This window comes from Flavobacterium sp. FlaQc-52, from assembly GCF_044007495.1.
Taxonomy (GTDB): Bacteria; Bacteroidota; Bacteroidia; order Flavobacteriales; family Flavobacteriaceae; genus Flavobacterium; species Flavobacterium cupriresistens.
In genome coordinates this window covers 307,956-323,247 of sequence record NZ_JBIPCV010000003.1, presented here as the reverse complement: position 1 = coordinate 323,247, position 15,292 = coordinate 307,956, and the positions used below count along the sequence as shown (strand labels likewise).

General features: G+C 38.5%; 3 protein-coding genes. All 3 read right to left on the bottom strand.

Features of this window, described 5'->3' with window-relative positions:
• Positions 1-375 precede the first annotated feature (375 nt).
• The 3 genes from ACHRV5_RS07945 to ACHRV5_RS07935 all read right to left on the bottom strand — a co-directional run bounded on the left by ACHRV5_RS07945 (position 376) and on the right by ACHRV5_RS07935 (position 15,132).
• A complete protein-coding gene (locus ACHRV5_RS07945) occupies positions 376-5,925 on the bottom strand; it encodes a T9SS sorting signal type C domain-containing protein (RefSeq protein ID WP_395426384.1) in 5,550 nt (1,849 codons plus the stop codon).
• A gap of 961 nt (positions 5,926-6,886) precedes the next feature.
• Complete coding sequence (locus tag ACHRV5_RS07940; protein WP_395426383.1) at positions 6,887-10,744, bottom strand: T9SS sorting signal type C domain-containing protein; 3,858 nt, start codon at positions 10,742-10,744, stop codon at positions 6,887-6,889.
• Between the two features lie 182 nt (positions 10,745-10,926).
• Complete coding sequence (locus tag ACHRV5_RS07935; RefSeq protein ID WP_395426382.1) at positions 10,927-15,132, bottom strand: Ig-like domain-containing protein; 4,206 nt, start codon at positions 15,130-15,132, stop codon at positions 10,927-10,929.
• Positions 15,133-15,292 lie beyond the last annotated feature (160 nt).

Below are 15,292 nucleotides of genomic sequence, written 5' to 3'. Positions count from 1 at the left end.
TTGATTCTATTTACAAATTTTACAATTGTATCAAGTCTGACTAAGGAAGGATCTTCCCCTGTTACGTTCATCAGTATTAATAAAGCGTGTTTTTTTGATTAATCATGCAAAGACTCGAAAACGCAAAGTTTTTTCTCTTTGTCTGACTTCGACTTCGCTCAGTCTGACAAAGAGAAACCTTTATTTAGGAAAGGTATTTAAAAACTTGTTTTACCTATAGAAGGAGTCGCAAAGTTTTTTAACCTTTATCTTACTCTGCCTCTGCACCTTTGAACCTGAAAATTATTCCTCACAAAGTCGCAGAAACGCAAAGTTTGATTCTTTGCAATACTGCGACTCTGCAAGAAAAACAAGTCATCACACTCGTTTTAGCTTTTAAAACATCACTTTCTTAATTGATACTGTATTATTCTCTAACTTAACTTTTACAAAAAGAAGCTGATCCTGAGATTTTAAATTTACAATTTGAAAAGCCGGATCATTAATCGCTGATTTTTTATAAATCATGTTTCCGCTTACATCAAAAATAAGAATCTCACTAATTGTACTTTCAGAAGCATTGATATTGATTATTTTATCTTTTGCGCTTACAATAATCTCTTTTCCTTTATTTTCAAACTCGCCAACTCCCAATGATTTGTTTACATAACGCAATATAAAACGATCGTCAAAGACACCTATTCCGGTTGAAAACTTATAATCACTTTCTCTTAAATCATGTACTTGTCCGGTTATTTTATCTTCGATATAAATGGCCTGATGTACCAAATTCCCATCGGAATCATCTATAGAAATAGTAAAATCACTTACAATTGCAGAACGATATCCCAAAGGAATTGTATCGGTGTCTAAAAAAGGCAGCGCACGCCCTTGGATAACATATTTTTTGTTACTGTTAATACTGTAAAAATCCAAAAACGGATTTCCGTCAAGTGTTACACCATCAAATCTATTATCATGTCCGTTTGTTGCTCCTTCTACATAACCAATCAGCAATTGTTTAAATGCTCCTTCCTCATTTTCCAGATCAAGCCATATGCGGTGTCGCTCTAAATCGGTATTTTTTGAAGTATTTTTTATTTTAAAAAACTGACTGTTATCCGCACCCCCCAACCTCATTGCATTAGTAAAAGCGACCGTTCCGGCACTAACCGTTGTGGCGAAAAAAGATTGTCCTGCCCCAATTTTACCCGTTGGTTTAACCCCCGCATCCGTAGCCGGATTATCCGTATGCCCGGGATCACTTTTTGCAGATATTGCTACACCTCCAACAACATTATAACTCGCATAATCATCTGCGTTGTATTTATATGGCCCTACTCTACCTATAGGCGTATTATGAGTCCAGAAAAAGATAGTTCCATCCAGAAAAGAATTTGCAGGTAAAAAAAGATCCGCGTCCAGAGCAGAAGGATATGGATTTCCGATTAAATAAAAGTTACCCGCATCCATTGTTTCTCCGGACAAAGCACCATTGTTTGGAGCGCCAACAAATTGAGCTGTATAATCGGCTCTTACCGTATTTGAATAACTTTGAGGTCCACGAATAATATAACCTTTACCAATTATCATTTCGGTATTGGAACTGGTCATCACCCAGTTTGTTCCATTAAAACTAAAATATTTATCGGATAACGTTAAGGGTGACACATCTACTAATTTTTGTGGACTCACCGGTGTTGACCAATAAATATAATCGTATATAAAAATCTGTTTACCTGTACGTTTGTAACTAATAGAGCCCGAATTCAGTAACGGATTATCATTTGCCTGAACTAAACTTGCATTATTCTCAAACAGTAATTCCGTTCCCGGTGCTGAATCAACAGTTAATGCATTAGTTACCGTTAGCGTGTTTAATGCATTTATGGTCACTTTTTTCCCTGCATTTACTTTACAGGTACAACTGTTTATATCTCCTGTTGTCGCATAATCGTCAGCAAAGATAATATTATGATTTATTGTTGGCGTTCCACCCGACCAGCCTCCTGCTGTAGTGTAAGTGTTTGTTACAAGTGGATTTATAACTATATTCGATAAGGGTGGTGAAGCACAACTACCACTATATTGAACAATAAAATTATAGGTTCCGGGTGCAAGTCCGGTAATTGTATATGTTGTTGGATCAGGGCCAGCACCTCCCGCATAAGTATTGGGGAAAGAACCGCTTTGCGTTATCGTATAATTACTCATATTGGGCAATCCATTTAAAACTAACGTACCTGTCGGCGTTAGACATGTTGGATCAGTAATTCCTCCATTAACGGGCGCAGTTGGTTGTGGAATTATTGTGATAGTAGCAGAACCACCTGTAAATGCTGAACTTCGAACACAAGTACCAACTCCTGTTATAGAAACCAAAGTATAAGTCGTTGAAGTCGTAACCGGAGTGGTAAAAGTCGCAAAAGCAACACCACTGGTCACATTAGTCTGCGTACGATCTGCTCCGCCATTTTCTTTATAAACTACTGTATAAGGACCTGTACCCGCGGTTGCTGTAAAAGTTAGTTGTCCAGCTCCCGTCGCACAAAATGGGCCATTAGCTGTTAAACTACCCTGAGGTAATGGATTAACGGTAATCGTTGCAGAACCACTCGTGAAACCTGAGCTTCGAACGCAGGTATCTGCCCCTGTTACAGAAACTAAAGTATACGTTGTAGAAGTTGTAACCGGAGTAGTAAAAGTCACAAAAGCAGTACCACTGGTCACATTAGTCTGCGTACGATTCGCTCCACCATTTTCCTGATAGACTACTGTATAAGGACCTGTTCCCGCGATTGCTGTAAAAGTTAATTGTCCAGCTCCCGTTGCACAAAACGAACCATTGGCTGTTAAACTACCCTGAGGTAATGGGTTAACCGTAATTGTCGCCGAACCACCGGTAAAGTCGGAGCTTCTAACACAGGTATCTGCCCCTGTTACAGAAACTAAAGTATAAGTCGTAGAACTCGTAACCGGAGTCGTAAAAGTTGTAAAAGCAGTACTACTGGTCACATTAGTCTGTGTACGATTGGCACCACCATTTTCCTGATAGACTACTGTATAAGGACCTGTTCCCGCGGTTGCTGTAAAAGTTAATTGTCCAGCTCCCGTTGCACAAAAAGGACCATTGGCTGTTAAACTACCCTGAGGTAACGGGTTAACCGTAATTGTCGCCGAACCACCAGTAAAGCCGGAGCTTCGAATACAGGTATCAACTCCTGTTATGGAAACCAAAGTATAAGTCGTTGAAGTCGTAACCGGAGTGGTAAAAGTCGCAAAAGCAACACCACTGGTCACATTAGTCTGTGTACGATCTGCTCCGCCATTTTCTTTATAAACTACTGTATAAGGACCTGTACCCGCGGTTGCTGTAAAAGTTAGTTGTCCTGAACCTGTCGCACAAAATGGGCCATTGGCTGTTAAACTACCCTGAGGTAATGGATTAACCGTAATTGTCGCCGAACCACCAGTAAAGCCGGAACTTCGAATACAGGTATCGGCCCCAGTTACAGAAACCAAAGTATAAGTCGTAGAACTCGTAACCGGAGTCGTAAAAGTTGCAAAAGCAGCACCACTGGTCACATTAGTCTGTGTACGATTCGCACCACCATTTTCCTGATAGACTACTGTATAAGGACCCGTTCCTGCGGTTGCCGTAAAAGTTAATTGTCCAGCTCCCGTTGCACAAAAAGGACCATTAGCTGTTAAACTACCCTGAGGTAATGGATTAACCGTAATTGTCGCCGAACCACCAGTAAAGCCGGAACTTCGAATACACGTATCTGCCCCTGTTACAGAAACTAACGTATAAGTCGTAGAAGTTGTAACCGGAGTCGTAAAAGTTGCAAAAGCGGTACCACTGATCACATTAGTCTGCGTTCGATTGGCGCCACCGTTTTCCTGATAGACTACTGTATAAGGCCCTGTTCCCGCAGTTGCCGTAAAAGTTAATTGTCCAGCTCCCGTTGCACAAAAAGGACCATTAGCTGTTAAACTACCCTGAGGTAATGGATTAACCATAATTGTTGCCGAGCCTCCCGTGAATCCGGAGCTTCGAACACAACTATTTGCTCCTGTCACGGAAACCAAGGTATAAGTTGTAGAAGTCGTAACCGGAGTTGTAAAGGTCGCAAAAGCGGTACCACTGGTCACATTAGTCTGCGTACGATTCGCGCCTCCGTTTTCCTGATACACTACAGTATAAGGACCAGTACCTGCTGTTGCCGTAAATGTTAGTTGCCCTGAACCTGTAACACAAAACGGACCATTGGCTGTTAAACTACCTTGGGGTAAAGGATTGACTGTTATTGTTGCCGAGCCTCCTGTAAATGCTAAACTTCGCGCACAAATATCAGCCCCAGTTACAGAAACTAAAGTATAAGTTGTAGAAGTTGTAACTGGAGTAGTAAAAGTCGCAAAAGCGGTACCACTGGTCACATTAGTCTGTGTACGATTCGCACCACCATTTTCCTGATAGACTACTGTATAAGGACCTGTTCCTGCGGTTGCCGTAAAAGTTAATTGTCCAGCTCCCGTTGCACAAAACGGACCATTGGCTGTTAAACTTCCCTGTGGTAAGGGACTGACCGTTATAGTAACGGTAGCAGAATTTACAGCAGCACAAGAACCGTTTTGAATTACGGCTCTAAAATCTATCGTTTCAGTAAGTGGTCCTGACGTATAAGTTGCAGCTGTGTTAACAATATCATCCCACGTTCCAAATGGACCTGATGATTGCCATTTTAAAATGGTTCCGGTATATCCACTCAAAGTTAACAAACCACTTGTAGCTCCTGCACAAATTGTTTTTGCGCCACTTATAGTTCCTCCAACAGTTGTTGCAGAAACAATTACATTTGTTGTATTGTTTGCCGCAATATTTGAAGAACACACTCCCGATGTAAGATTGGTAACAGTAATTGTACTCGTTCCTATAGTAGTCAAACCAACTGCTGTAAAAGTCCCCGTTCCCGCAGAGGTAACCGTCATAGCTGCAGTAAGTGCAGTCCCGGTGGGATTAGTTCTATTATACGTTACCGTATAAACTCCAATAGGTAAAGAAGCTGCGCTGGAAGTTACCGTTATTACGGAAGTACTCCCAACCGAATTACAAACACCTGCTCCTGAAATTCCTGTAATACTATAAGTTGGACAAGTATAAGTAACGATAACCTGACCACGTGCGCCATTACCGCCACTCTGAGCGCCGCCCGACGCTGAGTTCATTGCTCCACTCCCTCCTCCACCAGGAGGAGTTCCAAAATTTCCGGGGCCATTACCCAATAAAAGACTGCTCAGAGCAGCTCCTCCGGCACCTCCTCCGGTATCACCTCCCTTTCCTCCGGCTCCCGAAGAGAGTCCTAGACTTAATAGAGCAGAAGCACCATTTCCCCCTGCGACACCAGAGGTTTTTGCTATTGAACCAAATGAAGCCGTATTTAGCCCTCCGGCGCCTCCAGCCGGTGCTCCTCCGGCCGCATTAGCAGTACCTCCTTTTCCTCCGGCAGCTAAAATTATAGTTTCAAAACCAGTTATCGTAGAAGTTGCTCCATTACCCCCGGTAGCTGTTGTACCAGTCGTTACTCCTGCCACTTTAACAGCCAAAGTATTTCCTGCCACAACTGTGATAGCACCATGTGCAAAAGCACCACCACCACCACCAGCTCCGCTTCTTCCAGCTAATAATCCGGCTCCACTGGCTCCTCCTCCAGCTCCACCACCACCCCAAGCTTGTACATCCATTGAAGTAATTCCAGCTGGAACTACTAATGAACCATCAGCCGTAAAGGTGTGAGGGGGTTGCGCCCATAAAGAGCCAAAAACAAATAAAAACAGAAAGGAGAGTTTTACCTTTAGAAATGATGTTTTTTTATAATGCAGCTTCTTTTGAGAAAAACAATGCATTAAAAATTGAAGCGGGAAAGCTGGTAATTTTTTTTTCATCGCACTACTTTTTAAGTTAAAAAGAAAAATTAAAACCAAACAGACGTTTGGTTAAAATGAAACTCTAAATACCTCAAAAAATAATTTTGACTATCAAAATCAACTTATAATTAAAAGCAAAAAAATACTAAAATGCTGCTTTTTAATTTGTGGTATTTAAAATAGCAATCAATATTTTGGCAGAGAAAAATAGAAAAGAGATGTACTTCGTCGGGCTTATAGGTACGTTTGTCGTACAAGCATAGCAACAAGGTACAATTTTATTTACAAGACAACAAAATATTTCACATAAAATTGTAAGAATTAAACACTTAAATAATTATGAGTTGATATAAAAACAGCATATTCTCCTTTAAAAACGGTAGTTCATCGGCAAAAAACGCATTTTGTCGAGTGTCTTTATTTACTGATAAAAAATATGAGATTTTCAAGCCATGAAAAAGAAAACATTCTGTATTGCATCATAGATGTAGCTAACCCAAAAAATAATCCCATCGAATCAAATGTTTTTTTTTCACGCAGATTGTGCAGATTCTGCGGATTTTTTTTCAATCTGCTAAAATCTGCGTGAAACTTTTTCTGACAATCCTACTAGCTTGTTTCATTTTAGAGATAAGAGAACCAGTGGCTTGAATTAATTAATTTAAGTTGCTAGTTGTTTTATGTTTGAAATTAGACCGCCTATACCCTATTTCTGAATTATAATAATGTAAATTTCTAATCAAAATTAAAATATTTGCAAAGGTACCTTTTTGAATAGCCTCCTGCTTCAGCTGGAGGATTACAAGTAGTTCATGATTTTATGGCTTTAGCCGAATTATACCCCGGATCTTTCGGCTAAAGCCAATGATTCACCTCTCAATCAATTACCTCCAGCTGAAGCAGGAGGCAAATTAATCTTTTTGTGTTTTCTTCAAATAGAATCAACTAATTATTAACTAGTGGCTTGAATTAATTAATATCAGAATACTATTTTTTGAGTTATAGTATGATTGTTCTCCAAAACAACTTTTACTATTAGAAGTTGATTGCTGCATGACGGATTTGAAAATTGAAATGACCTCGCATCGATTTTATCTTTATAAAAAAGTAGTTTTCCGCTCACATCAAAAAAATGAACTGACTTAATATTCGTTTTTGCTGCTACCACATTTATGGACTTGTCTTTTACTATTATCTGAACGCCGTCTTCCAATTTCTCTAAAGTTTCCTTTTTTAAGGTCTTTTCGGTGTAGTGTATTACAAAACGCTCCTGAAAAACTCCTTTGTCAGTGGTAAACAGATAGGGGGCTTCCTGTAAGTTATGTGTTATTCCCTTCGTTTTGTCTTCTAAATAAACATTCAAATTCTCGAAGAGTCCTTCCTTTTTAGCAATTTTAATACTAAACTCCCCCTCAATAGCAGTCTCGTAACCCAGAGAAATTGAATCAGATTTGTCAAATACTGCTGTTGTTCCCTGAATTACCAAATGTTTATTTTCGAGGATACTATAAAAATCCGTCCATTTATTTCCTTTAAAAGATTCCGAATTAAAACTATCAACCGACACATCGGGTGCTCCATACACATAACCAACCAGGATTTGTTTAAAAATGCCTTCCGTGTTCTCAAAATCCAACCAAATACGGTGTTTTTCGGTTCCGGTTCTGATTTGCTTTTTATTATTTATCGCTGTTTTAAAAAAAGAAGTATTTTGACCCATAATTCGCATGCTGTTATCAAACGCAACAGATCCAGTATTCTTGCTTACAACAAAAAAAGCCTGATTTGAAACAATCGTTCCATCCGGTACGGTCTGATCCATTCCGGAAGAAAGTGCTGCTCTTGTTCCTACACCTCCCAACAAATTATAAACTGCATAATCATCTGAAGTATATTTATGATCTTTAACCGGAGTATTATGTGTCCAGAAATAAAGAGTTCCTTTGATGTTTTGGCTGTTTTTATCCAAAAACAAATCTGCACTAAGAGCTGAGGGATAAGGATTCCCTATTAAATTAAAAGTATTCTCTTTTCCTAAACCCAAACTAATCTTCCCATTATTTGGAACTCCTTTAAATATTGCATCATATGCCGAAGCTGCGGTAGCTGAGAAATCCTGAGGTCCGCGGATGCAATATCCTTTTCCGGGGGTCATAGTATGTTGCGGATCTTCAACGCTCCAATGATCTAATTCATAGTTATAGGAGAAAAACTTATCCGATAATGTCTTCGGAGAAACAGCTATCAGTTTTTGATCCACTACTGGAGAAGCCCAATAGGTATAGTCAAATTTTAAAATCGGAGATGATTTTCTTAGAACTTGTATGATTCCCGTATTTACAATTTCATCATCATCTTGATATAAACTGGCTGCATTATTTAAAACCAGTGTCCCCAAACCGTTATAATCAAATTCAACCCCTAAAGTATTACCACTTAAAAGCGTAACGGTCTTCCCTTCCTTGATTGTACAGTTGCATATCGCTGTCGCTGGTAAACCCGGATAATCTTCTGAAAAAGTGACTTCTTTTCCAGCGGACGGAAAACCATTTGACCATGCGATACCATTCCAATCGGTCGCTTCTAAACAAATTTTTAAACGAGCAACCCTATGTTTTGATTCTCCGGAGACGGAATTAAAATCGCCACCAATCATAAGTTTGCGATCAGCAGTAAAATGCATACTGCGTACCTTATTGTTTAAATTTGCCTGAAAGCTGTTATCATAATCCCCCGTTTTTAATAACCGTATTAACCTAAGGCAAGCTGTACTTTTATAAGTTCCTGAAAAAGTTCCTCCCACCAGGATACGATCATCGGGTTGTACTAAAATACTAAGAACATCTCCTTTACTAAAACCGGATCCAGAATCAAAAGTAGCATCCAGACTTCCATTGGAATTCAATCTCAGAATCCGTTTTTGTGGAGTCCCATTGTACATTAAAAATGATCCTCCTACTATTATTTTCTGATCCGATTGTAACGCAATTGCACTTACTTTTTTATCAAACCCGCTACCTGTATTAAAAGTGGCATCTATACTTCCGTCCTCATGAAGACGTACTAAACCTGACACCATAGTACCGTCAAAAGAAGTGAATCGCCCGCCAATCAGAATTTTTCCGTCCGGTTGAACCAGTACGGCCTCTACAATAGCATTGGCACCCAAACCAACATTAAAATCAACATCAAGCAAACCGTTTGCCAACAATCTGACTATTCTACCAACCTGTGCAGTATTATATGACGTAAAATTTCCGCCAACAATTATCTTTTGATCGGGTTGAATTGCCATCGCATAAATCTGATTGTTGAAGCCTGAGCCTAAACTAAATGTTGGATCAACGGTTCCATCCGCTAAAATACGAGCAATCCTATTGCAAGTTGATTCATTGTATTTTGTAAAATTCCCACCAAAGACAATCTTATCATCGGCTTGTAAAACGGCCGTTTTTATGCTGTTATTCGCTCCCAATTGCTTGGAATTAAAAGCCTCATCTAAGGTTCCATTTTCTAAGACTCTGGCTATTCTTGAAGAAAAAACTCCATTGAATCTGGTAAAATTCCCAAATACCATAGTTAGTTTACTGGCCAACGGCAAAACTTTTAAAACAGAATTATCAAAACCAATTCCGGCAGCTAAATATCCGGTATCCTGTTCTCCTTCGCTATCAATTCTAGTCAGTCTACCCTGATTCAGACTATCAAATAAAGAGAATGATCCCGCGATATACCAAGATCTGTCTGCCGTACTCTCTAATGCTAAAACGGAAGCAGATCCCGGTCCTGTTCCAGTATAGAAATCGTTTCTTATCGTTCCGTTAGCATTTAAAAAAAATAAACGGTTTACCTCACTATTATTGTAGTAGCCTGTGAAAGACCCTCCAACAGCAATAGTCCCCGAAGCATCAATTTTGATCACCTGAACCGCATCTTTACTGAGACCGGAGCCTGATAGGAAACCAGAATCGAGGGTCCCATCATAATTGATCCGGATAATCCTGTTGGCACTGTTTCCGTTATAATTTGTAAATTTTCCTCCTAAAATAATTTTTCCATCGGACTGTATTGCTATTGCATTTACATCGTCATTAAAAGCAGTTCCAATACTAAAATGTTCATCAACTCTGCCATCAGAAAGCAAACGAACCATTCTGTTTGCCGCAACTCCATTAAAAACAGTGAAAGCTCCCGCTATTATAATTTTTTGATCGGGTAAAATTTCAACATTAGTAATGAGTGCTGAAGCCCCGGTTCCTGTATTAAAAGAGGGATCTAATGTTCCATTGGGTAAAATACGTGCCATTCTATTTGCGGTAACGGCATTGTATTTGGTGAAACTGCCCACTATAATTATTTTTCCATCCGATTGCAGACCCACTTTATAGATGATTCCTGTCGCGGCTGCAATTGCTGTATTGAATGATGTATCTTGTGATCCATCCTTATTTAAACGAATTAGTCGGCCCGCGCTGACGCCGTTGTAAGCTGTAAAACTTCCACCAACAATAATTTTCCCGTCCGGTTGCACACAGACGCTGTAGACTTTTCCGTTGAAACCATTTCCCATCTTGAAACTCTCGTCAATCGATCCGTCTGTATTCAAACGAGTCAAATAAGAGAGTTGTATTCCATTAAGAGTCAGAAAATCACCTCCTACGATCAGCTTTTCATCGGACTGTAAAAATAAGGTTCTAACAGTATTATCAAAACCATCCCCAATCGTACCGTCATCACGTACATTAAAGTTCTTATCCACTTTTCCTTGCTGTGCATACAAGTCGGCTTTATTGATAAAACTGACTACTATTACTAAAAGAATTATATTTCTAATCAAAGTCAGATAGATTGAATTAAATACTTGTAAGATTTAACTGCAATTTATTTTTCTTTTATAAATCTGACAATACCCACTTGACGGGATATTTAGGGTATGTTAATTTTCAATTTGAAGAAAACGCAAAAAAAAATCCATTTGCCTTTGACAAATGGATTTTCTATAAGCTTAACTAGCGTTTTTTATTGAAATATAGCTTTCTTAGTAGTTGTATGACCATTTTCTAAAACAATCTTGATCAATACCATCTGATTGGCTGATTGTAAATTTGCTATTTGCAATTCAGTTGCTCCGACTTTATTCTTTTCGTAAAGCAATTTCCCCGAAAGATCATAAACTATAACTTCTTTAATATTCTCTTTTTCTGAAGTTACTTTGATTGTCTTATTTTTTACTGAAACGATCAGATCACTGTCTGTATTTTCAAAATCATCGATTCCTAATGTTTTATTTGTGTAGCGTAGTACAAAACGATCCGAAAAAGTTCCTTTTGCAGTCGTAAAGGTATATTTACCGGCTCTTAAGTCATGAACTTTAGCTGTTACTTTGTCTTCTAAGTAAACAACCTGATTAACCAAATCACCATCTGTCTGCTCGATAGAAATTGCAAATTCACCTTCAATAGAACTGCGGTATCCTAAAGGAACAATATCGGTATCCGTAAAAGGCAAGGCACGGCCCTGAATTACATAATTTCTACCATTATCTATACTATAAAAATCGATATAGGCATTACCATCAAAGCTTTCACCGTCAAATCTGTTTTCAAAATCATTGGTAGCTCCTTCTATATATCCGATCAAAGCTTGTTTAAAAGCACCGGTTTCATTGGTCATGTTTAACCACATACGACCGTTCTCTGCTTCTTTATCTTTTGACGTATTGTCTCTTTTAAAAAACTGATTGTTAGCACCCACCGGGCGCATGCTATTATTAAAAGTAACCGTTCCGACATCATTTGTACTAATAAAAAAAGATTCTCCTGATGCTATTTTACCAGAGGGCGTATTCATATTGCGCCCGGGTGCTTGAGAAGGTCTCGTCGCTACACCTCCGGTAAGATTATAACTTGCATAATCATTTGAATTGTATTTATGTATTCCTACCACACCTATTGCTGTATTGTGGGTCCAGAAGTAAATAGTACCATTTATAAAAGTATTCGCATTTAAAAACTTAGTAGCGTCTAATGCCGAAGGATATGGATTACCTACTAAATAAAATTTATCAGCCAAAAGAGATTCCCCTTTAATAATTCCATTATTAGGAATCCCAATAAAATTTACCGTTTGAGAATACGTACTAGTGTTCCAATAATCTTTACCATTTGGATATCCGGTGCCTGGTTTAGGAACACGAATAATATATCCTTTACCGGGTTTCATAATCGTATTTCCGTTTTCAATTATCCAATTTGTTCCGCTAAATGACATGTACTTGTCGGCTAGCGTATTGGGTGACAAAACATTCAATTTTTTATCTGCTACTGCTGATGACCAATAGGTATAATCGAAATCTGCCATTGGAGTTGAAATCCGTTCCATATTAAACGAATTTACAGCTCCGGTATAAATAGCATTATCATTGGTCTGAACCAAGGAACCATTGTTTTTTATTATAAGTTTACCATCTCCATTTACCACAATATTTTCATTAACTGTAAGGGTTTTGTCTGCCGCTATCGTCAATGTCTTTCCTGCTGCTATGATACAAGTACAAACTTCTAAATCGTTAGTCAGAACTGTACTCTTATTCACCGTAATCGAAGAGCCGCTCTGAGGCGCCACTGATCCATCATAAACAAAAGGAGTATCAATAAAATTAAGGGCTAACTTGGCATCACCTCCATCTTCTCTTAAACGTACTTCTACAGTTGACATTTTATTCAAAGGATACGTTTTTCCTCCGTTAATTAATGAAGTAGTATTGGTATAAATAGATTGTGTAAATATTTTGACTCCATCAATATAAATTTCACCCACATCATCACAATTTACCAGTTCTAACTGATAACGACCGCAAGGAAAACCTTTACGTTTATAGGTAATGGTAAACTGATCAACGGGCATCGGAGCACCTTCCCAACCCGAATAATAAGAGGGTGATACCAAAGCATTCCACTTTGACTGTGTATTGATATCTAAACTTGTATCTACATAAGTTCCTGCATAGGTGTCTGCCACTAAGGCAATATTTGCTGAATTAAAACCAAAAACATTCCACTTATTATCTCCGAAAGGCAGTAAAGTATCTCCTTTTATTATACCATATATAATGGACAATCTGGATGCACCTTCTTTTTCGTAATATTCTAAAACAAAGTCATGTGTTCCTTCTTTCAAGTTGTGCAGCGTAGATCTTACTGCATAACCTTGATCCTGCCAGTTGTCTATCACTAAATCACCATCAATATACAAACGGTAACCATCATCACCCCCTACTGTAAAGTTAAATTTACCGGCCTCTGTTGTAGTCTTCATTAGGTAGCGAATATAAAACCTTTCGCTTGGTACTGTACCGCAAAATGCATTTGGCGCAACACTTGTATCTCCTGTAATTACATCTGTACCTGTTTTTCGGTCAAACATCGCTTTCTCTGCAACAGATCCAACATAAGTAGTCATCGCGGGAGTATTTCCTGTATAGGTATAAACATAACCTTTCCAGCTGTTAACTCCGGCTGTTAAAGAGGGAACACACGGTGGTGGCGTTACCGTAACTGTAACGGTTGCAGACGAATAATTTTTCCCGTCATACAAGGTGTAGACAAAAGAACTCGTCCCGGTGAAACCCACAGCAGGAGTAAAAGTCACATTGGTTTTATCATTAACCTGAACAGACCCTCCTGAAGCCGGTTGTGTTGAAGTAATAGATGCCAATGCGCTGTAATTTTCATCATTTTCCAGAATTGGTACAATTATAGCCGTATTGGAATCGGTCGTAATTAGATCCGGATTTGCCGTAAGTAAGTTGGACGTATCGACAATACCCGAAATGGTTGGCCCTACTTCTCCTCCGTAATCGTGTTTGATTCTAAAATATCCGTTGTAAATATTTTGAACCCCATAAGGATAAATTCTAATATAAAATGTTTGATTTGGACTGCTAGTCACCACAGTATTAGCAGGAAAATTAAGGGTTACCTCAGTATCTGTGCCTTGTACTGCTGTGGTTGACCCCAAAAGGATCTTACCGTCATCAGGAAAAGTAGGATCTGTGGAGTAACGTACTTCGTATTTTGTTGCTCCTTCATTTCCCGAAGGAGAATTGTATATAAACTTAAATTGCGTTAAAGTCAGTTTGTAATTGGCTTTTAGCCTAACACTTACCTGAGCATATTTGTTAAGATTTACCGTATTTTTAATCGTACTGGTTTGAACATTAGTAAGATTAAAATAATTTGGATTACTGTTTGTGGTTAGATTAACACCTGAAGCACTAATGTCATTTGCAATGATATTGGCATCAGTGACAACTGCTTTGGGCTGATCTACTGCACCATTCCAGATGATTAGCCGAGGTGTAGCTTCTTCAACAAAAACCGAAACTGTAGCTGTAGCTGTTTTGTTCCCCTTTTTTAACGTATAGGTAAATGAACTGGTTCCTTTAAAATTTGTTGCAGGTGTAAAAGTAAGGATATTGTCATTGTTTGTTACCGTTCCGTGAGCCGTTGGCGGTTGCGTGTAAGTCATCGTTGAACCGTTATAGTGGGTATCGTTAGTTAACGGATCAAAGGTTACTGCTCTTTTTTCTTTCGTTGAAACAAGATCATCATTTGCATTCAAGTCAGAGGCATCATAAGGCAAAACAGAACCTGTAATCGTAGGTGTTGTATTGCCATTTTCAATTGAACTCAAATTAATCAAGAACAATGGTGAATTAGGATCGCTATTGGGTTTTAGTTTGTAGCCATAAATACGAATGGTTATCGTTTCTCCGGCATATAGAGTAACATTAGACAAATTCAATGACTTGTTTATTCTTCCCGGGCTTGTTGTTTCGTCTACTAATAAAGTACTGGTGGCAAAATTATCTTTGGAATAACGAACCTGATAGCGGTTCACATACAAATTAGCATCGCCTCTATAAGTGAATTTGAAAGCATTCAATTTAATTTTATATCCCGTTTTTGCTGTCGTTGTAAATTGAAAATATTTAGTATCGTCAATAGCAAATGAGGTTGGCCATGGGCTTCCTTTAAACCCTTCTCCTTGCGCAGGAGTTACAGTCAAATTACTTCCATTACTTAAATCCCCTGCAGCAACTGCTGCTGTGTAATTTGTATTAACAGAGGGCGCTTTAGTACCAGGGCCATTCCACTTTACTAAATCTTCTTGTGCAAAACCAATAAAGGGTAAAAGTAAAAATAAAAGTAATTTTCTCATCATTTTAGTTGTTTCTATCTGATTAGTATGCAGGCATATAATTTTGGGCTTGCAAAGATAGAGACAACTACGTACTAGTCATAAAAGTGGTTTTAAGAAAGCCCGTATAATCGACAAAGCAAAAGAAATACTCGATGAAATACATCATAAAAAGCATCAAACT